The organism is Pseudoclavibacter sp. RFBB5, assembly GCF_002931555.1.
Classification (GTDB): Bacteria; Actinomycetota; Actinomycetes; order Actinomycetales; family Microbacteriaceae; genus Pseudoclavibacter.
Window position 1 is genome coordinate 673,770 of record NZ_PSTZ01000007.1, and the last position, 19,785, is coordinate 693,554.

The window sequence follows — 19,785 nt, forward strand, 5'->3', positions numbered from 1 at the left end:
ATTCTGCTGCGCCCGGCCGGGACGGGCCTTGGGTCAGCCCCCGGTCGAGCCGCCTCCCCCGGCCTTGCCTTTGACCGTCGACCCGAAACCCGACTTCCCGGTCGAGCCGAACCCGTTCTTCAACGGGGCACGCGACCCGACGGTCGCCCCCGCCGGAGCACGCTGCGCCACATCCGAGTGGGCGGCCGAGCCGGGCGCCGCGAAGCCTCCGGAGGTGACCGGCGCCCAGGAGCTCACGCGCGTGCTGTTCCAGCGCGATGAGGCGAACAGCACCGGTCCGAGCCACAACGCGGAGCTGTAGTGCGTTCCGTAGCTGCTCGACGACTCGCAGAGCGACTCGGCGTCGCCTTCCACCTGCTCACCTTCCTGCTCGATGAGCTGGATCTGCTCGTTCACATCGGCGAGACAGTCCTCTTTCGACGTGTACGTGGGCCGCTCAGCTCCCTCGGGCAGCACATAGTTCTCCCCGTCAGCACCCTCGACGACGATGCCCTCGTCCGGCACCGTGCTGCAACCCGCGAGGAACATCATCGCGGTGGCGACCCCCATAGCTCCCACCGTCTTGGTGGTCGAGGGACGCGTGATCCCCGAGAGGGTGACGCCGGTGCTGCGCCGCAGCTTCGGTTCGTAGGTCATGGCCGCTCCTCGCGATCGCTGATGTAGTGGGGTACGAACTCGGCGAGGTCGCCCGTGATCGGGCCGCTCGTCTCGCGCACGTCGATGCCGGCTGGTGTCTCGCCCACGACCCACGAACCGATGATGACGGTCTTCCCGTCGATGTTCGCCAGCCGAGCACGCTCCTGGTAGACGAAGCCCTCTTCCCCGTAGTCGCCGCCGTTCTCGGCGGTCTTGCGCCCGACGAGATCGTAGATCGTGACGTTGGCGCCTTCGCGCCCCAGCTTCGGCTTCTCGACATACGAGCGCCCGCGGAGCCGCTCGGGTGTCGCGTAGGCGGCCAGCAGCAGCGGGTGGTCGGGGAAGAGCTCCCACAGCACGACCAGCAGCTGCTTGTTGGAGAGCAGCATCTTCCAGATCGGCTCGACCCAGGCCGTCGTCGCGCGTGTCGTCGGGAAGTACGTCGCGAACTCCTCGCGCACCATCCACTCCCAGGGGTAGAGCTTGAAGATGCGGTCGATCCGCTCCCCGTCGCCGTCGACGAATCCGTGCGAGGCCTCGTCGAACTGGACGTCCTCCATGTAGATCTGCTTGACGTCGAAGCCGGCGAGACGCGCCGTCTCGGCCATGTAGCTCACCGTATCCGCGTCTTCGACGATCAGCTGCCCGTCGCCGTCATCGTGCAGGGAGGCCAGGTGCAGTCGGGCTCCCTGCGGCAGGAACCACCGCTGCATGCGGATGTGCACCCATTGCTCGACGAGCAGCTCGTGGAGGAGGTTGAACTGGTCGGCGCGCTCACCTCTGGTCTCCACGAGCCACTGCCACTGCGCAGCTGCGGATTCCACGAGCGACGTGGGGGTATCCGCGTTGAACTCGAGCAGCTTGATCGTGCCGGCTCCGTCGTAGGCGAGATCGAAGCGTCCGTAGACCGTCGGGTCGTCCTCGTCCCAGGACTTCTCAACCAGGTCCCACAGCTCAACCGGGATGCCGAACTCCTCGAAGCGACGGTCACGGACGATGCGCTCGCAAGCCTCCATGCAGAGGCGGAAGAGCTCGGCGGTCGCCTGCTCGAAGTCGTCGATCTCGGCGCCGGAGAAGCCGTAGGCGGCTTCCTCCTGCCAGTACGGTCGACCACCCTCCGACTCCATGTCGTAGAACGTGAAGCCGATGGAGTCGAAGCGCGCTCGCCAATCGGCTCGCGGAGCACTGTACGTGCGGATCAAAGTCGGCCCATCCTCGCTGCTCTCGGCTCACGCCGGGGACCGCTCGAGCGGTCCACCACAGCTACATTAGGGCTGCGCATCGAGAATCCTCGGAGAACACCGCGCGAGGGCGGTCAGGCTGCTGCCCGGGGTGAGCGCTGGCTCAGGACTTCGGTGTGCTCGTTGTCTCGGAGGTGGACTCGGTCTTCGTCTCCGTCGAGGAGCTCGGCGGTGTCGGGTTCGCAGACTGCGAGGGTTCGGGGCTCGCCGTCTCGGGCTCTCCGCTCGGTGTCGTCGAAGGCGGCGGAGGTGTCGGAGAGCTGCTCTGCGTCGGCGGTGCCGTCGGTGTGCTGGTGCCCTTCGGCGGCGTCGACGCCGGAGGGGTGGCCGCAGGCAGGGTCGTGTCAGGCACGGCATCGGCCGGTGGCACGCGTGTGTCCTCGTTCTGCTCCCAGTAGTCCTTCTCGTCCGGGTCACCGGTCGGCGGATTCCACGTCGGGACCTCGCCGAAAATGTCGACTGCGACACCGTCCGCGTACTTGTTGAGGAACTTCTGGGGGTCGACGTGGGCCCCGTCGACGACGGTCTCCAGGTGGAGGTGCGGCCCGGTGGATGCGCCGGTGTTGCCGAGGAGACCGACCAGCTGCCCCGTCTTGACCTGGTCGCCGACCTTCACCGCTGGGGACCCGGCCACGAAGTGGGCGTACACGGACCGCACCTGCAAGCCGTCGATCCGGTGCTCGACGACCACGTGGGCGCCGAGTCCGCCGCTGTCTGTCGGGACGGACTCGATGACGATCCCGTTCGCGATGCTGCCGACCCGCGTCCCCTGCGGCCCAGCGAGATCGAGGCCGCGGTGATTCGAGGAGCATCCGGAGCACGGGGAATTGCGTGGGCCGAACCCGTCGGAGATGCTCACGACGCTCATGTCCACCGGCCACTGGACGCCGGGCGATGCCGTGCCGTCGGGAGCGACGGCCGCCGCGTTCTGCACCACGGGCAGATCGCGCGTTCCGATGAGCTGTCCTGGAACGCTCCCCGAGACCGTGTACGTGACCCCGTCAGTCTTCTCGGAGCTCACGACCGGAACGGTCGACTGTCCGTCGTCCACGGCACCCGTCACGGCGGCTGCGCCGATGGAGGCGGCCGCGATCAGCCCGAGCGTCGCCGCGACAACCGGCACGGCGAGGAGCCTGGCACGTCGGCGCTCGCGCGCGCGACGGGCGCGGCGGCCAGGAACGTCGAGGTGAGGTTCTGACGGAGCGGTGGACGACTTCGGCAAAGGAGTCTCCTGCGATTGGTGCTTCGGGGCAACGTGTCCGAGTCTAAGGAGCCTTCTTCGAATAGGGAAGGGCTGATTTCCGGTTCTCCCGCTTGAAAGGGCATTCAGACCGCATTCGGCGAATCCGAGAAAGCCTTTCCACGAGCCATTCAGATATCGAGCACTCGCGTGCCGAAGGACGAGGAGAACTTGCGGTTCGGGTCGATACCGGATGCCAGCTCGCGGAACTCCGGGAGCAACGGGTAGAGCGCCGCGATCTCAGTGCTATCGAGCAGACTGAGCTTGCCCCAGTGCGGCCGCGCATCGAACGGCAGGAGCTTCCTCTCGAGTTCGGCGAGCAGGGCCGAGACGGGCTCAGCGAGCTTCTTCCAGGTGAAGGCGATGCAGAGGACGTCCTCGCCCTGGCTCGGACTGAGCCAGAGGTTGTCGCCTGCCATGGTCCGCAGCTCGCACACGTGCAGGAGCGGCTGGAGGCGCGGCGCAGCTGCCCGGACGGCCTCGAGAGCCGAGGCCGCGTGTCGGAGCGGCACGAAGTGCTCGCTCTGGAGCTCGGATCCGACGCTGGGTGCGGCGTGGACCGGGAAGTGCGGAAGCCGATCCCACCATGGACCCGCCGTTCCGTCGCGAGCCGTGTGAGACGCCCCACCCGGATCTGCGGCGAGCAGCTGAGCGCCATAAAGGGTGCCAGCAACCTCCGTATTCTCCGCCCCATCCGGAATTCGTGTCTTCACGAGCACCTCGCTCACGGTTCCGTCGAATGTCGTGAACGCGCTGACCGAGTACGCGGAGTCATGAATCTGAGGGAGCCATTCGAGGTAGGTGTCCCAGCGCATCGGCCCGTAGGCGTCCTGGCGCATTCGGTAGCTCGGCTCGAGGTCGAGCGTCACCCTGGTGATGACCCCGAGCAGGCCGAGGTGCAGTACGGAGCCGTCGAAGGCAGGCGAGTCTCGCGTCAGCCTTCGCAGCGAGCCGTCAGGGCCCAGGATCTCCAACGACCGCACGGCTGTGCTGAGGGAACCGAGTGCCGTGCCCGAACCGTGAGTGCCCGTCGCAGTCGCCCCGCCGACGGAGATGTGCGGCAGCGAACCCTCGTTGTGCAGCGCGAAGCCTGCCCGATCGATCTCCGGGGCGACGAGACCGTACGACACCGCCGCACTCATCGACGCGGTTCCTGCCTGCTCATCGATGACGAGGTCCAGTGGAAGGCGGCTGAGGTCGATGAGCACGCCCGCGGCATCAGCGACATCGCTGAAGGAGTGTCGTGTGCCGAGCGCATGCACCTGGTCCGCTTCCGCCACGACGCTCGCTGCCTCTGCGATCGATCTCGGCACCACGATCTCGCGAGCCGTGTAGGTCAGCGACCCGGCCCAGTTCGTCCAATGCTGACCAGCACTGGGTGTCGTCATCGACTGCGCGTCCTCGTGGCTTCCATGGTGGATAGTCTCATGGGGACCCGTGCGACTGCGGATCCCCATTCGCGAAGTAATGCCGCTCGACCGGCTCGCCGTCGCAGACGGCGAGCGCCGCAGCCCGGATCTCGCGATCGCGACCCGTGAGGCGCTGCGTCTCCTGCCGTCGGTGCTCGCCCCAGGACGGGACGACGAACGACTCGAGCTGCACATCCTCGTCCTCACCGCTGCGGTACAGGCCCCAGCGAGAACCGCCCGTGCGGCGGCGCGAGCCCTCGACGAGGCGCATGGCAGCGCGGAACTCTCGAAGCGCCCCCGGACGGACCGTGTAGGAGATCTGCAACAGGACGGGCCCGTCTGCAGGGTCGGGCTCGAACACGAGCATGGGGGTCGCCCAGGTCAGGGAGATGGTGCGGTCGACTGTGCCCGTACCTGGCAGCAGCGGAAGCAGTCGGACACTGGCCGCCACGAGCAGCAGCAGCACGGCCGAAGCGCCAAGTGCGGCTGCCGTCCCGATGAGCTGCGCCACGATGCCCCAGACGAACGACCCGATCGCCATCGTTCCCATGAAGACGAGGATGTAGACCGACGCGCCACGCGAGCGCACCCACTGCGGGAGTGTGAGCTGCAGGGCGGCGTTCAGCACCGTCAAGGTGCCGATCCAGGCAAGGCCGGCCAGGACGAGCAGCACCAGCATCACGCCGAACGGCAGCACCGCGGCGGCGACTGCACCGGCCGCGAACAGGACGGCGCTGGCTGCGATGACGACATTGTCCGACAGGTGCGCTCGGGCGAACGGGAGGACGAAGATCCCGAGGACCGCTCCGAGGCCCAGGGCTCCGAGCAGGAAGCCGTACCCGCTGGAGTCGAGTCCGAGGCGTGTGGCGGTGACTGGCAGGAGCGCCCACAATGCGCTGGCGGGAAGCGCGAACAGTGCTGACCGCAGAAGGATGCGCCGCACGAGGCCAGCGGATGCGACGTAGCGCACGCCGGCGCGCAGGGCCGGTCCGAACGCTTCACGGTCCCCAAGCCCCTCCTGGGGCGGCCTCTTCCACCAGCAGAGGGCGACGATGGCGGCGACGAAACTCAGTGCGTTGATGCCGAACACCACCGGTGCTCCCGCGATGGAGAGCACTACGCCGCGAGGGCAGGCCCAACGGCGCGGGCCCCGTTGACCGTGACACCGCCGAGCGCTGAGGACGCGCCGATCAGCTCCCGCGGCACGAGTTCGGGCTGAATCGCCTGCCATGCGGGCGACGTCAGGGTCGACGTGATGCCGAGGAGGAAGGTGAACCCCAGTATCGTCCACGGCGTGAGCCCGTCGAAGAGGGCGATCACCGTCAGTCCCGTGGCGATCAGGGCGCTGGCGGCCGAGCCCCAGATGAGCAGCTTGCGGCGGTCGAGAGAATCGGCGAGCACACCCGCCGGGAGCGAGAACAGCATCGCCGGGGCGAGGCTCGCGGTCTGCACGAGCGCGATGACCGTTGCACCTGCCGCAGCCTCGACGAGGTACCACTGCGCCCCGACCGTCTGCATCCAGGTGCCGATATTGCTGCCGAGCTGCGCGAACCACAGCACGCGAAACGCCGTGATCGCCATCGGCGCCCACGCGGACGCCGACGCCGACGCGGATACCGATCTGACCGACATCGAGCCCTCCAGAAGACAGCGAAGTCCAGCGAAACGAGCAGGTCTCACACTAGGCGCAGAGCGACCCCAAGGACAGCGGCGAAAAGGCGCGGAGGAGCAGCACGGAGCAGCGCGGACTCACGCCGGCGTCAGCCATGTCGATACACCCAGTGTCGCTCAGCCGTCGTCACTGCCGTCAAATGGCCCTCGCTTTCGCCGGGCGATCACCGCCAGGCAAATGGCCCTCTAGCGTCGCTCAGCCGTCGTCACTGCCAGTCAAATGGCCCCTCTGGGGAGTTTAGAAGGGCCATTCGGCTGGCAGCGATGCGGAAGCGCCGGGCCGGATGCACCGGGCCTGATGAACGGAGGGCCCGGGGGCGCCAGCGACGGCTCCCCTCGGCGCCCTGGCAGCCTGCCAGCGAAGCGAAAAGCCGCAGGCCTTCTCTGAAGGAAGGTCCCGCGGCTTTTCCGTTTGCTCCCTGAGATGGACTCGAACCATCAACCTGCCGGTTAACAGCCGGCTGCTCTGCCAATTGAGCTATCAGGGATTGGCAACTCGAAGAGAATAGCAACACCTTCGACCGAATGCGAAATCGAGTGGCTGGCGTGTCGCGGGAGCCTCTCCGACCCCGCGTCGGGGCGGGGCTCAGTAGCCTCGCACGGGGTCCGCGACGCCCACAAAACGCCCCGTCGACACGAAGGCATCGACGTTCTGACGCACACGCTCCTGCAGCAGCGGCCGGACCATCTCGGGGGTGTCTGCCGAGTGCGGCGTGATGATGAGGCGCGGCGCGGTCCACAGCGGGTGGCCGTCAGGCAGCGGTTCCGGCGACGTCACGTCGATCCCGGCCCCCGCGATCCACGACTCCTCGAGTGCCACCTGCAAAGCCGCCAGGTCGACGAGCGGCCCCCGCGCGATGTTGACGAGCACCGCCGATTCCTTCATGACCCGGAGGCGCGCTTCGTTGATGAGCCCCCGCGTCCCGTCTGTGGCCGCCGCGGCAAGGATGACCGCGTCGGCCCCTGGCAGGACCTCGTCGAAGCGATCCGCCGTGACCGTCCGCGTCGCACTCTCGACCGGCAGGTTGCGAGCTCGGACGATCGTCGTCGTCACGCGGAAGGGCTTCAGCAGGTCGAGGAGCTCGAGCGCGATGCCGCCCGCGCCGACGATCACCACGTGCTTGCCGTAGAGCGAGGTTCCCGTCTTCTTCTCCCACGTGCGAGCAGCGAGCCGCCGCGGGAACTCGCGCAGCAACGCCAGCGTCAGCGCCAGCGCGTGCTCGGCGACGGGCTCCGCGTACGCGCCCTTCGCGGAGGTGAAGAGCACACCACGCTCCGCATACGGCTTCAGCTTGGCAGCGAAGTTGTCGATGCCAGCGAAGGGCAACTGCACCCAGGTCACCTGCGGGTTGGCCTCGAGCGCGTCGATGAGCCCCTGGACCTTGGATGCCGACAGGTAGACGATCCCCCGCGTCTCGGGCCCGAGGTCGACAAGCCGCCCGTCGCCGGCGACGACGGCCTCCCTGAACGGCTCGGCGTGGCTCACAGGAAGCAGAGTGATGGCGCCGGACTCCGGTCTCGCATCGCCTTCCAGCAGCGTCGACTCCTCCGCCAGTCTCGCTTGGTGCTGAACCTGCCCGCTGCCTGCGCTCATCCGCTGCTACTCCTTCTCGTCGGCGTCGTCGGTGTGGAAGCGCGCGAACTCAGCGCGCTGGGAGACGAGCTGCTCGCGGGCGGAACGCTCAGCATCCGCGCCCAGCTGCTCGGGGTCTGGATCGCCGAACAGACCGTCCGCGACCAGGTCCATGGCGGCGAGCGTCTCACGCTCCACGAGGCCAGGCAGAGGCGTGAGCGCGTACTCCCGCGCCTCGCGCATCCGCTTCAAGTACGCGTGATGCGGGTCAGTGAGGACCTCGTCGATCGTGCCGCGAGCCAGCACGAAGCCGCGGTCGAGGACAAGCACGTTCTTCGTGAGCCGCTCGATCGCGCGCAGGTCATGGCTCAGGAGGATCATCGTGCAGTTGCGAGCGACGTTGATGCGCTCCAGCAGGCTGAACAGCGCCGGCCTCGCGATGATGTCGACTCCCTGCGCCGGCTCGTCGACCACCAGCACGCTCGGCTCCACGATGAGCGCCTGCGCGAACGCCACACGCTGCCGCTGACCACGCGACAGCTCGAAGGGGAACTTGCCCAGCATGCCCAGCTCGAGATCGACGGCGTCGATCAGCATCGCCGCCGCGCGCCCGAGACGCTTCCGATCGAACGTCCTGTCGCGGGACAGGATCGGCTCGGCGATGTTCTCGGCGACCGTCAGGTCGTTCCGGAGCTGGTCGCCGGAGTCCTGCGCCAGGTAGCCGATGTCGAGGTCGATGCGGCGACGATCGAGCCGCGACGGGTGGCGCAGATCCATGCCGACCACCTCGAGCGTGCCGCCCGTGATGAACGGCCACTCCCCCTTGCCCGGCCTGCGGCGGCCGGAGAGGATGCGACCCAACGCCGACTTGCCTGACCCCGCCGTGCCGACGACGCCGAGGATCTCGCCAGGCTCGAGCTCGAACGAGATGCCGCTGACCGCCTCGTGCTTCCGATTCGACCCGTGCTCGATGTAGGAGATCGACAGGTCGTCGGCGACGACGGCCCGCTGATGATCTGCACTGGTTGCCATGCCTGGTCTCCCCTTTTTTTTCTCCGAGCCCACCGGAACGCTGGCGAAGCGCGTCCTCCGCCGCTCCGGGCTCACCGTGCGAGCCTAGCCCTCGCGCAGCTCGCGCTTCTGATTCTCGATGGACACGAGCTGCTCGTTCAGGGCCCGGAACCGGTCCGGCTCCGTCCTGCCATCTGTCCGCTGCAGCGCTCCGAGCAGCTCAGCCTTCCTGCGCAGCAGGTCGCGCTCGACCAGGGACGCGCTCAGTGAGCGAACGTAGAGGTCGATCTGCTCGTCCTTGTTGCCCGCCGGGATCGAGGCCATCGCCAACTCGGTGACGAGGGTCGTGAAGGCCTGCGGCACCTCCTCGGCGATGCGGGTGATCCACTCCATCGACCCCAGAGAGTCGCGCGTCGCGACGATCCCGTCGCGCACCGTCGAGAGCGACGCGTTGGTGAAACCAGCCGCCATGACCTGCTGGAACCGCTCATCCGACAGACGCCTGGGGTGCTGCAGCACCGCCATGAGCGTGTCCCGCTCCAGACGCGTCACCGGGTCATTCGGCAGATCGCTCATCCGAACCGCGCGCACCGCACCGCCGCCGAAGTCGCTGGCGTCCGGCGGAAAGTCATAGCCCTCCCCATCCGGGAATGGCGGCTCCTCCTCGAACTGGCCGGGGGCTGGCCCACGCTGCGCCGGCACCCGGGACCGCTGGTCGGCCGCTCGAACCGGCGCACGGGTCTCCGCCTGTCGCCTGGGCGTGTTCTTGCTCGCCCCCCGCGCCGCCCGCACGGCCTGTTCGACCTGCACCAGATCGATGCCGAGCATCTTCGCAAGTCGTCGTGAGTACCCAGGGCGCATCGCTGGGTCGCGGATTCCCGCCACAACCGGCGCGGCCTGACGCAACGCCGCGACTCGCCCCTCAACCGTGTCGAGGTCGTGGCCGAGCAGCTGCTGGGCGATGACGAACTCGTACATCGGCGTCGGATGGTCGACGAGATCCCGCACAGCGGCGTCACCACGCGCGAGACGCAGGTCGCAGGGGTCGAGACCGTCGCGCGCCACCGCGACGAACGTCTGAGCCACGAAGCGCTGCTCCTCAGCGAACGCACGCATCGCAGCCTTCTTGCCCGCCTCATCCGGGTCGAACGTGAAGATCACCTGTCCACCGGCCGACTCATCATCCATGATCCGGCGCAGCACCTTGATGTGATCGACACCGAAGGACGTCCCGCAGGTCGCGACCGCAGTCGGCACCCCCGCGAGGTGCGCGGCCATGACGTCCGTGTATCCCTCGACGACGACGACCTTGTGCTGCTTCGCGATCTCGCGCTTCGCGACGTCGAGCCCGTACAGCACCTGGGCCTTGTGGTAGATCGGCGACTCAGGCGTATTGAGGTACTTCGGCCCCTTGTCGTCGTCGTAGAGCTTGCGCGCGCCGAACCCGACGGTCTGTCCCGAAGTGTCCCGGATGGGCCACATAACGCGCCCGCGGAAGCGGTCGTAGCTGGACCCGCGCTCGTTGGTCGAGAGCAGGCCCGACTCCTTGAGCTCCGGCAGCGTGAAACCGAGCCCCGTCAGGTGCTTCGACAGCGAGTCCCAGGCTTGCGGGGCGTACCCGACACCGAACATCGCCGCCGCGTTCGGGTCGAACCCGCGACCCCCGAGGAACTCCCGGGCCGCCTCGGCACCCGGGGCCTGCAGCTGCTCGCGGTAGTAGGTCTCGGCGGCAGTGTGCGCCTGGAGGAGACGGAGCCGCTTCGAATGGTCCGGGGCGTGCCCGCCGTCCTCGTAGGTCAGCGCGTAGCCGAGCCGGCCGGCCAGGCGTTCCACGGCCTCCGAGAACGTGACGTGGTCGATCTTCTGCAGGAACGTGAAGACGTCGCCCGATTCGCCGCAGCCGAAGCAGTGGTAGTAGCCCAGCTGCGGGCGGACGTGGAAGCTCGGCGTGCGCTCGTCGTGGAACGGGCAGAGCCCCTTCTTGGAACCGATACCCGCGTTCTTGAGCGTGACGTGGTCACCCACGATCTCGGAGATGTCCGTGCGAGAGCGAACCTCCTCGATATCGCTCTTGCGGATCAGTGCCATGAAGCCACCCTAGACGGCACCTCCGACGCCGCAGCGAGCCGGTCGTGCCAGACGAGAGCGCCCTTGTCGGTCAGGTTGGCGACCTGGTCGACGACGACCCGCTTGCGCGCCGTGTCGTCGTCCGCGGCCCGAAAATCGGCCGCGAAGGCCGCATCGAGATGCTGGTCCCCGGTCTGCCAGAACATCTCTGCGAGCTCCACCAGGATCTTCCGCTGATGCTCGTAGATGGGGCGACGCGCATCCAGCGACATGACGAAGCCCGCGACGATGCCCTTCAGCAGCGCGATCTCAGCGCGGATCTCGCGCGGCACGACCAGCGAGGCGCGATACCGGATGAGCGACTCCCCCGGTTGCGCCGCCCACGTCGCCGCCGTCGCAGCCTTCGCGAACCGTCCGATGAGCTGCGATGTCAGGTTCTTGAGACCCGCCTGGGCCTGCCTCGAGGCGTCGTACTCGCGCATCCAGTACGGCTGCAGCTGCAGTCGCACGAACGCCTCGTCGAGCTCCTCTTCCGTGAACTTCGATCCGGACCAGTCGGAGGCGGCGAAGAGGATCGCCGGCCTGTTCGCGGGGTCATCGAGCTCCGGGAGCGACACGAACGACTCGACGATCGCATCCTCGAGGTCGTGGACCGAGTACGCGATGTCGTCGCTCAGGTCCATGACCTGCGCCTCGATGCTCGTCTGCGACTCCGGAGCGCCTTGCCGCACCCAGTCGAAGACCGCACGGTCATCCGCGTACACGCCGAACTTGCCGGTGCCGCGTGCCGCGCCGACCTCGCGCGTCCACGGGTACTTGCAGCTGGCGTCGAGGCTCGCGCGCGTCAGGTTCAACCCGTAGTGCTGCCCGTCTGGGCCGAACACCTTGGGCTCGAGCCGCGCGACGATGCGCAGCGTCTGCGCATTGCCCTCGAAGCCGCCGATGTCCCGCGCCCACTCGTTGAGCGCCTTCTCCCCGTTGTGACCGAACGGCGGATGCCCCAAGTCGTGGGCGAGACAGGCGGTGTCGACGATGTCCGGGTCGAGCTCGAGCGTGCCGGCGATCTCCCGCCCTACCTGCGCGACCTCGAGCGAGTGGGTCAGTCGGTTCCGGGCGGCATCGATGCCAGCGGTCGGCGACAGCACCTGGGTCTTCGCGGCCAGCCGGCGCAGCGCGCTCGAGTGGACGAGGCGCGCCCGGTCGCGGGCGAACGTCGACCGCCGACGGTTCTCGTGATGCTCGGGCAGGAACCGCTCCCGGTCGTGGTCGCCGTACGGGCTGCGGTCGATCGGCTCTGGAGGAAGCGACACCCTCAGCCTCCCGAGTGCGAGAGCTCGGCCGCGGAGATGTTCGCCTTCTGGTCGTCGTTCAGCTCTCGCGACTCGAGCCAGCGGTCGGGCAGCGACGGGCGCTTCGGCGTTCCCGCTCGCCCCCGCGGTCCTTCCGCGTCCCGGCCCGGGTACGGCTGATCGCGGTCCAGCTGGGCGAGAAGCCCGTCGAGCTCCTCGAGCGTCGACATGAGAGCCAACCCGGAGCGGATGTCGGAACCCACCGGGTAGCCCTTCAGGTACCACGCCATGTGCTTGCGCATCTCCCGGCACGCCCTTGCTTCCTCCTGATGGAACTCCGCGAGCAGCTCGGTGTGCCGACGGATGGCGTCCCCGACGCCCCCGAGGGTCGGCTGGATGCGGGTCGTCTCGCCTCGGAAGGCAGCCGCGAGGTCGCCGAACAGCCACGGCCTGCCGAGGCAGCCGCGGCCGACCACGACCCCGTCGCATCCGGTCTGCTCCATCATGCGCAGCGCATCCTCGCCCGCCCAGATGTCGCCGTTGCCGAGGACTGGGACGCTCGTGACGGTCTCCTTGAGCTTCCCGATGGCGTCCCAGTCGGCCTGACCGGAGTAGAACTGCGAGGCGGTGCGCCCGTGGAGTGCGACGGCGGCGACGCCGGCGCCCTCGGCGATGCGACCGGCCTCGAGGTACGTGAGGTGCTCATCATCGATGCCCTTGCGCATCTTGATGGTCAGGGGGATGTCGCCCGCCGCCTCGGCGGCGCCCTCCACGATGGAGCGGAACAGGGACGTCTTCCAGGGAAGCGCAGCCCCGCCGCCACGCTTGGTGACCTTCGGCACCGGGCACCCGAAGTTGAGGTCGATGTGGTCCGCGCGGTCCTCCGCGACGAGCATCGTGACGGCCTCGCGCACCGTCTTGGGGTCGACACCGTAGAGCTGGATGCTCCTGGTGTCTTCCGACTCGTGATGCTCGATGAGCCGCATGGTCACGGGCGTGCGCTCGACGAGCGCACGGGACGTGATCATCTCGGAGACGTAGAGGCCGGCGCCGTACTCACGGCACAGGCGTCGGAAGGCGGAGTTCGTGATGCCAGCCATAGGCGCCAGTACCACCGGAACGTCGAGAACCAGGGGTCCGATGCGCAGCGGCTTCGAGTCGAGTGCAGTCAAGGTCATAACCGATCAATTCTCGCAGGTCGCGTCGACTTTCGCACGCGCGCTGCCTCAACGCGACGACGTGCGACCCCAGGCCAGGTCAGACGGCGATCGACAGCTGCTCGGAGGGCGTGAAGCGCAGCCCCATCGGTCCGGAGGCATCGGCGGGAACGTCGAACACCAGATGGATGCGCGTACCTGCCCCGAGCGGGAGCTCACGAGCACTTGGCGGACCCGGCGGGAGGTCGGTGCCGTATGCGGTGACGCGCTCGTCGGCGACAGCCCGCGATCCCTCCCCGTCGATGATCTCGAAGACACCGGGGGCGATCACCAGCGCCGCGTCACCGTCGTTGCGGAGCTCGATGTCGACGACGCAGAACTGACCGGACGCCCGCGCGCTGCCGCCCTGCCAGTCATGCCTCGGCAGACCGCACTGCATCTCACTGGCCGTCAACCGCACGCCATCGACCTCGACCGAACCGCGGCTCGTGAGCTCGGACCCCTCGCCGCGCCAGGCAGGCGTCGCCTCGCCCGCCGTCAGCGCTGCCTCGCCACGGTCGGTCGCTCGGCTCGACACGTGGACGTAGCCGACCACAGCGAGGACGACGAGCAGCGAGGCGAGCGCCAGCAGGGTGACGCGCCACGAGCGGCCCGCCCGCGAAGTCGCAGGCGGGCGCTCGGCACCGTCGGTCTTGCTCGGGCTCACGCCGACTGGGTCAGGCCCCGAGGAGACGAGCCGCGAGATAGGCCTCGAGCTGGTCGAGGGCGACGCGCTCCTGCGCCATCGAGTCGCGCTCGCGAACCGTCACGGCGTTGTCCTCGAGGGTGTCGAAGTCGACCGTGACGCAGAACGGCGTGCCGATCTCGTCCTGGCGGCGGTAGCGGCGACCGATCTGGCCCGCGTCATCCACATCGATGCTCCAGTGCTTGCGGAGCTTGTCGCCGAGCTCACGAGCCACCGGACTGAGGCGCTCGTCGCGGCTCAGCGGCAGCACAGCCACCTTGATGGGCGCGAGGCGCGGGTCAAGGCGCAGCACGGTACGGATGTCGACGCCGCCCTTGGCGTTCGGAGCCTCCTCCTCGACATAGGAGTCGACGAGGAACGCCATCATCGACCGCGTCAGGCCGAAGCTCGGCTCGATCACGAACGGCGTGTAGCGCTCGCCGGTTGCCTGGTCGAAGTAGTTGAGGCCCGTGCCGGACGCCGTCGAATGCGACGTGAGGTCGTAGTCGGTGCGGTTCGCGACACCCATCAGCTCGCCCCATCCGGAGCCCTTGAACCCGAACTGGTACTCGAAGTCGATCGTGCCGGCGGAGTAGTGCGCGCGCTCCTCCTTGGGAACGTCGAAACGGCGCATGTTGTCCGGGTTCAGACCGAGGTCCGTGAACCAGTTCCAGCAGGCCTCCACCCAGTCCTCGAACCACTTCTGCGCCTCGTCGGGGTGCACGAAGAACTCGATCTCCATCTGCTCGAACTCACGCGTGCGGAAGATGAAGTTGCCTGGCGTGATCTCGTTGCGGAACGCCTTGCCGACCTGGCCGATGCCGAACGGCGGCTTCTTGCGCGACGTCGTGAGCACGTTGTTGAAGTTCACGAAGATGCCCTGCGCGGTCTCAGGGCGCATGTAGTGGAGGCCAGCCTCGTTGTCGACCGGACCGAGGTAGGTCTTGACGAGTCCGGAGAACAGCTGCGGCTCCGTCCACTGGCCCTTGGTGCCGCAGTCAGGGCAGACGATCTCCGACATGCCTTCTGGCGCGCGCTTCTTCTTCGCCTCGAACGCCTCGACGAGGTGGTCCTGGCGGTGGCGCTTGTGGCAGCTGAGGCACTCGACCAGCGGGTCCGTGAACGTGGCGACGTGGCCGGAGGCCTCCCAGACGGCCTTGGGGAGGATGATCGAGGAGTCGAGACCCACCATGTCGGCGCGCCCGCGGACGAACGTCTGCCACCACTGCTTCTTGATGTTCTCCTTGAGCTCGACGCCGAGGGGGCCGTAGTCCCACGAGGCGCGCGTGCCTCCGTAGATCTCGCCGGCCTGGAAGACGAAGCCGCGTCGCTTCGCGAGGGCGATGACCTTATCGAGCGTGGATTGCGCCATTGAGAAAAACTCCTGCTGAGGGTGTCGAAGGCGAGCCCAGGGTCGTGCTCGCTGCAAGTCGCCAGTCTAGTCAGCCGCCGAACTCGCGGCGGGCCCAGTCGACGCGATGGCGTGGAAGTTATCCACAGATGCCAGCGTGAACCACCGGTGCGCTCCTCTCTCCTGCAACCATGTCGCGGACCACCTGAACACTCGAATGACGCGGTCTCCCAGGGCGTCTGTCATCCGAAGGACACCAGTGACCCTCCAATCAGCGCGCAGAATCGCCGGCGACAAGCAATTCCTCACCTCAGCGGCCGCGCACGCCGGCATCACCGCAGGCGCCGCGGCCTTCGCCGGCGCCGCACTCTGCGGTGCGACGGCCCTCTTCCTGAGCGAGGCCCTGAACGCGGGGTCCGGCACATCCGGCCCCGGCAGCTCCGGCATGCAGTTCGCCGATCAGCTCTGGCGAATGTTCCTCCTGCTGACCTCGCTGCCGTTCAGCGGGCGTCTCGAGGCGGGGTTCGAGACCATCGGCGGTTTCGTCAGCACGGGCGACGAGGGGTTCACCCTGGGCGTGTGGCCGCTCGCCTCGCTGGCCTGTGTGGTCCTCGCAAGCCTTCTCGGTGCGTATCTGCTCGAACGTCGTCACCCGCAGCGCAGCGGCGGAATGCGCGCGGGAGCCGCCGCGGCCGCTGGGGCCGCTTTCGCCGTGCTCATGCTTCTCGTCGCCGTGCCGGGCGTCCGCTTCGATGCGCCAGGCGCGGTCGCCACCGTCTCGGCTCTCGGACCCGCGCTCGCGCCGTTCTCGTTCGCGACCGTGTTCGCGAGCGGCTGGCTCGGCAGGTCCCTCGCAACCCGCAAGCGACTCGAAGTCGGGCCGACCAGGAGACCACGAGGGCCGCTGGCGCACGAGCTCGCGAGCCTCGCCACCGACCTCGGCATCTACGCAGGAGCGCTCTCACTCACCGGCGCGGTGCTGGGCACCGTCACCCTCGTGGTCGTCTTCGTGCAGACCGGCGCTCAGAGCGCACTGCTTCCCATGCTGCTCGCCGGTGCCCCGCACGCGGGCTTCTGGGCGCTCATCCTCGCGCACCTCGGAGCCGTCACGGTGACGGCCCCGTACACCGCCCTCCAGGGCATCTCCGTCCTGTCACCGGACCTCCCGTTCGCCTGGATCTCGGTCCTTCCCGTCGTCCTGGCCTCGCTCGGTTCGGCGCTCGTCATCGGTGTCGGACGCTCCCGGACGCGCACCCCGGACCTGGCGAAGATCTGGCGCCTCCCCGCCGCGGTCTTCGTCCTGTGGATGGTGGGCTCGCTGGTCTTCCTCCCCGTGACGCTCTCCGGTTCGGCGACGGTGCTCGGCTTCACGCTCGGGGAACTCGAGCTCGCCGCTCGGCCCGCATTCTGGACCCCTGCGCTCTTCGCCGTCTGGGCCCTGGGCGTCGAGCTCGGCGCGTGGGCGCTCCCAGACCGCGCCAGGGCCCTCACACCGAGGGCCCACGCCGTCGCGATCCGGATCCGCACGCAACTCGGGGGCTCGCGATCGCCAGCCAGCATGGAATGGGCAGGCACCGCGCCCGTCGCGCTGCCGTCGGCGTCGGCGTCGGCGTCGGCGTCGGCGTCGCCCCACCAGACGTCCTCGCTCCCAGAGCCTCGGCACGAATCCGCAGGACCCCAGCCTCAGCCCATGACCGCGAGGACCAAGCGCCGACTTCGCATCGTCGGTGTCTGCACCACGGTCGCAGTGCTGGTCGTCACGGCTTCCGCGATCGCGATCACGTCGGTCAACACGCAGCGCGGTGCGGTCGCGAAGGTCCGCGAGTACGTGGAAGCGATCGCCGCGGGCGACGCGACGCACGCCGGCGAGCTGGTCGACCCCAACGTAGAGACGTCGCAACGCGACTACGTGAGCGATGCGATGCTCGCATCCGCCACCGAGCGGATCACCGTCCTGGACGTGGTCGAGACAGAGCTGAGCCCGGCGGCCCCGACCACGAGCTGGTTCGAGGAACCCGCCCAGGAGTCGCACGGATCCGGCCGAGAGACGCGGAACGTGCAGGTCACCTACCGGCTCGGCGGCACGACGGAGAGCACCGTGCTCGCCGTAGAGCGGATCGAGAACGAGTTCTTCGTCCTCGAGACCTGGCGGGTCGTCACCCCACTCGTCTTCGAGTCCGTCGCCGGCACCAGCCACGCCATGGACTTCACCATCGGCGCTGTGGCGGCAGCACCCGGACCAGTTGAGACGCTGACCTGGGAGGGCAGCCAGCCGGTGAGCTGGGTTCCGTTCAGCGCGTACCCGGCCATCTACCCGGTGAGCGGGACCGAGTCGACGTTCTACTCGGTTGCCAGCGAGCCCGTCCGGGTCGGCCCAGTCGAAGCCGAGCACGTGCCTGATCGCAACCTGGTCTACACCCCCACCGACGCCCTCACCGAAGCGGTGGACGCCGCCGTCACAGCCATGATCGACGAGTGCGTGCTGTCAACCGACGCGGCGCCCGACGGCTGCCCGTTCGACACCTACGTCTACGGCGCGGACACGCCCCTGAGCTGGCAGGTCACCAGCTACCCGGACGTGTCAGTGAGCACGACGTCGGACCGATTCGAGGTCGAGGATGGCCTCGCGAGCTTCTCGTACACCGGAAGCAGCGGTCGGACGAGCACGGGCTCCAGTCCCATCCGGACGACGGGGACCTTCACAGTCGTCGGAGGCACTGTCACGATCGAGTTCAGCTGAGGGCGCTCGGGGGCGAGCCTGTCGGCGCCGTCGGCGCGTCGACCGCTCCCCCGAAACGCCGATCCCGACCGGCATATCGCTCGATGGCTTCCCAGAGGTCCGTCCTCGAGAAGTCCGGCCACAGCGTGTCCAGGAAGCACATCTCCGCGTAGGCCGCCTGCCAGAGAAGGAAGTTGCTGGTGCGCTGCTCGCCACTCGAGCGGACGAACAGGTCGACATCAGGCATCTCCGGGTCGTAGAGGTGCTTGGCGATCGTCTGCTCGGTGACGCGCTCCGGGCGCAGCCGGCCCGCGCGAACCTCCTCCGCGATGCTCCTGACAGCGTCCGCGATCTCGAGGCGACCGCCGTAGTTGACGCACATCGTGAGCGTCATCCGCGTGTTGTCCTTCGTCAAGCGCTCAGCAAGCTGGAGGTCCTTGATGACCGACTTCCACAGCCGCGGCTCACGACCCGCCCAACGGATGCGCACACCCCACTCGTTGAGCTGATCGCGCTGGCGGTGCAGGACGTCGCGGTTGAACCCCATGAGGAAGCGCACCTCCTCCGGCGAGCGCTTCCAGTTCTCCGTCGAGAAGGCATAGGCGCTCAGGTGCTTCACACCGACCTGCAGGGCCCCGGCCACGACGTCGAGCAGCGCGGCCTCGCCGGCTCGATGTCCCTCGATCCGCGGCAGACCACGCTGGTTCGCCCATCTCCCGTTGCCGTCCATGACGACAGCGACGTGAGACGGCACCTCGGACGCATCGAACTGCGGCGGATACACGCCGGTCCAGTCGACGGGCTTGAACTCCCGCGGTTGCTTGCTGCGGCTCATGCCTTCTCCTCAATGCTGGGCTCGACGGCCTCTTCGCGAACGGATGCTGCTGCGCTGGGCGGCTCCAGCCTGCCGAGCAGTCGATCGTGCTCGAGCACCTGCATGGATCGGAGCTTCTTCTCGAGGTACTGCTGCGAGTACGCCGAGACGATACCGCTTGCGCGGGCCCTCGGCGGCGCATCGAGCGTATCCAGCGTCGCCCAGTCGCCAGACAGCAGGGCTCGGAGCGCGTCGACGGTCGCAGCATCCACACGCATCACGCCGGCCGGCGTGCACCGCGCACACACCACACCGCCGAGCTGCACGCTGAACCGCTCATGCGGCCCGGGGGCCCCACATCGCGCGCAGTCATCCAGCGCCGGGGCCCAGCCCGCCAGCGAGAGTGCACGCAGCAGGTACGAGTCGAGAATGTCCTGGGACGCCCTCGCGCCCATGGTCAGGGCACGCAGAGCCCCGATGACCAGCGTGTACTGCTGCGGCGAAGGCTCAGCCTCGGCGATCCGCTCGGCAGCCTCGACGATCACCGACGCCGCCGAGTAGCGCGAGTAGTCGTCGACCAGGTCGCGGCCGTACGCGGCCAACGTCACCGCCTGCGTGACCGTGTCGAGATTGCGGCCCGCGTAGCACTGCACATCCACGACCATGAACGGCTCGAGTCGTGCCCCGAACTTCGAGGAGGTGCGTCTCACGCCGCGCGCGACGGCGCGCACCTTCCCCCGCTCCTTGCCGAGCAGCGTCACGATGCGGTCGGCTTCGCCGAGACGCTGGGTGCGAAGGACGACCGCCTCGTCGCGATAGGTGGGCATCCATCCAGTATGAACCTCCTCTCGCCGAGAGGCCGGAACCACGCGTGACCGAGCCG

14 protein-coding genes, 1 tRNA gene and 1 pseudogene are annotated in these 19,785 nt (G+C 68.3%); 1 reads left to right on the forward strand and 15 read right to left on the reverse strand.

Going from position 1 to position 19,785, the window contains the following annotated elements:
- Window positions 1-33: 33 nt before the first annotated feature.
- The 13 genes and pseudogenes from C5B97_RS11065 to C5B97_RS11125 form a co-directional block, all read right to left on the reverse strand.
- Entirely contained in the window at window positions 34-636 is a 603-nt protein-coding gene (locus C5B97_RS11065) for a hypothetical protein (protein WP_104312090.1), read from the reverse strand.
- Window positions 633-1,838 (reverse strand): glutathionylspermidine synthase family protein, encoded by a 1,206-nt coding sequence (locus C5B97_RS11070; RefSeq protein ID WP_218854932.1) that lies wholly within the window; start codon window positions 1,836-1,838, stop codon window positions 633-635. The genes C5B97_RS11065 and C5B97_RS11070 overlap by 4 nt, the downstream gene beginning before the upstream one ends.
- Window positions 1,839-1,980: 142 nt before the next feature.
- Window positions 1,981-3,099 carry a M23 family metallopeptidase gene (locus C5B97_RS11075; RefSeq protein ID WP_104312091.1) on the reverse strand — a complete coding sequence of 373 codons (1,119 nt, stop codon included), beginning with the start codon at window positions 3,097-3,099 and terminating at the stop codon, window positions 1,981-1,983.
- Window positions 3,100-3,248: 149 nt separating this feature from the next.
- Window positions 3,249-4,505, reverse strand: a complete 1,257-nt coding sequence (locus C5B97_RS11080) for an FAD-binding protein (RefSeq protein WP_181026981.1) — start codon at window positions 4,503-4,505, stop codon at window positions 3,249-3,251.
- Between the two features lie 37 nt (window positions 4,506-4,542).
- Window positions 4,543-6,158 (reverse strand): annotated as a pseudogene (locus C5B97_RS11085) (MFS transporter).
- Between the two features lie 454 nt (window positions 6,159-6,612).
- A tRNA-Asn gene (locus tag C5B97_RS11090) sits at window positions 6,613-6,685 on the reverse strand.
- Between the two features lie 98 nt (window positions 6,686-6,783).
- On the reverse strand, window positions 6,784-7,791 hold the full coding sequence (locus C5B97_RS11095; RefSeq protein ID WP_104312093.1) for an NAD(P)-dependent oxidoreductase: 1,008 nt from the start codon (window positions 7,789-7,791) through the stop codon (window positions 6,784-6,786).
- A gap of 6 nt (window positions 7,792-7,797) precedes the next feature.
- Complete coding sequence (locus tag C5B97_RS11100) at window positions 7,798-8,802, reverse strand: ATP-binding cassette domain-containing protein (protein ID WP_104253421.1); 1,005 nt, start codon at window positions 8,800-8,802, stop codon at window positions 7,798-7,800.
- A gap of 84 nt (window positions 8,803-8,886) precedes the next feature.
- Entirely contained in the window at window positions 8,887-10,869 is a 1,983-nt protein-coding gene (gene dnaG / locus C5B97_RS11105) for a DNA primase (RefSeq protein WP_104312094.1), read from the reverse strand.
- The gene (locus C5B97_RS11110) at window positions 10,860-12,158 is read right to left on the reverse strand and encodes a deoxyguanosinetriphosphate triphosphohydrolase (protein WP_258068163.1); all 1,299 of its coding nucleotides are present in this window, start codon (window positions 12,156-12,158) and stop codon (window positions 10,860-10,862) included. Before C5B97_RS11110 ends, dnaG begins: the two co-directional genes overlap by 10 nt.
- A gap of 2 nt (window positions 12,159-12,160) precedes the next feature.
- Window positions 12,161-13,315, reverse strand: coding sequence for a tRNA dihydrouridine synthase DusB (gene dusB / locus C5B97_RS11115; RefSeq protein ID WP_104312095.1), 1,155 nt, complete (start codon window positions 13,313-13,315; stop codon window positions 12,161-12,163).
- A gap of 79 nt (window positions 13,316-13,394) precedes the next feature.
- Window positions 13,395-14,000, reverse strand: coding sequence for a DUF4352 domain-containing protein (locus C5B97_RS11120; protein ID WP_104312096.1), 606 nt, complete (start codon window positions 13,998-14,000; stop codon window positions 13,395-13,397).
- A gap of 10 nt (window positions 14,001-14,010) precedes the next feature.
- On the reverse strand, window positions 14,011-15,390 hold the full coding sequence (locus C5B97_RS11125) for a glycine--tRNA ligase (protein WP_104312097.1): 1,380 nt from the start codon (window positions 15,388-15,390) through the stop codon (window positions 14,011-14,013).
- 238 nt (window positions 15,391-15,628) lie between these two features.
- Between C5B97_RS11125 and C5B97_RS11130 the strand changes: the two genes are divergently transcribed.
- Window positions 15,629-18,109 (forward strand): hypothetical protein, encoded by a 2,481-nt coding sequence (locus tag C5B97_RS11130; protein WP_104312098.1) that lies wholly within the window; start codon window positions 15,629-15,631, stop codon window positions 18,107-18,109.
- On the opposite strand, the gene C5B97_RS11135 is transcribed toward C5B97_RS11130, so the two are convergent.
- Window positions 18,102-18,923, reverse strand: a complete 822-nt coding sequence (locus C5B97_RS11135; RefSeq protein ID WP_104312099.1) for an isoprenyl transferase — start codon at window positions 18,921-18,923, stop codon at window positions 18,102-18,104. The genes C5B97_RS11130 and C5B97_RS11135 overlap by 8 nt on opposite strands.
- On the reverse strand, window positions 18,920-19,729 hold the full coding sequence (recO, locus tag C5B97_RS11140; protein ID WP_104312100.1) for a DNA repair protein RecO: 810 nt from the start codon (window positions 19,727-19,729) through the stop codon (window positions 18,920-18,922). Before recO ends, C5B97_RS11135 begins: the two co-directional genes overlap by 4 nt.
- Window positions 19,730-19,785: the final 56 nt, after the last annotated feature.

Bases quoted from the DNA above. Each gene is read 5' to 3' on its own strand.
- C5B97_RS11135 (WP_104312099.1), bottom strand. From the start codon at position 18,923: ATGAGCCGCAGCAAGCAACCGCGGGAGTTCAAGCCCGTCGACTGGACC.
- C5B97_RS11065 (WP_104312090.1), bottom strand. From the start codon at position 636: ATGACCTACGAACCGAAGCTGCGGCGCAGCACCGGCGTCACCCTCTCG.
- dnaG (WP_104312094.1), bottom strand. From the start codon at position 10,869: ATGGCACTGATCCGCAAGAGCGATATCGAGGAGGTTCGCTCTCGCACG.
- dusB (WP_104312095.1), bottom strand. From the start codon at position 13,315: ATGACCTTGACTGCACTCGACTCGAAGCCGCTGCGCATCGGACCCCTG.
- recO (WP_104312100.1), bottom strand. From the start codon at position 19,729: ATGCCCACCTATCGCGACGAGGCGGTCGTCCTTCGCACCCAGCGTCTC.
- C5B97_RS11100 (WP_104253421.1), bottom strand. From the start codon at position 8,802: ATGGCAACCAGTGCAGATCATCAGCGGGCCGTCGTCGCCGACGACCTG.
- C5B97_RS11095 (WP_104312093.1), bottom strand. From the start codon at position 7,791: ATGAGCGCAGGCAGCGGGCAGGTTCAGCACCAAGCGAGACTGGCGGAG.
- C5B97_RS11080 (WP_181026981.1), bottom strand. From the start codon at position 4,505: ATGACGACACCCAGTGCTGGTCAGCATTGGACGAACTGGGCCGGGTCG.
- C5B97_RS11125 (WP_104312097.1), bottom strand. From the start codon at position 15,390: ATGGCGCAATCCACGCTCGATAAGGTCATCGCCCTCGCGAAGCGACGC.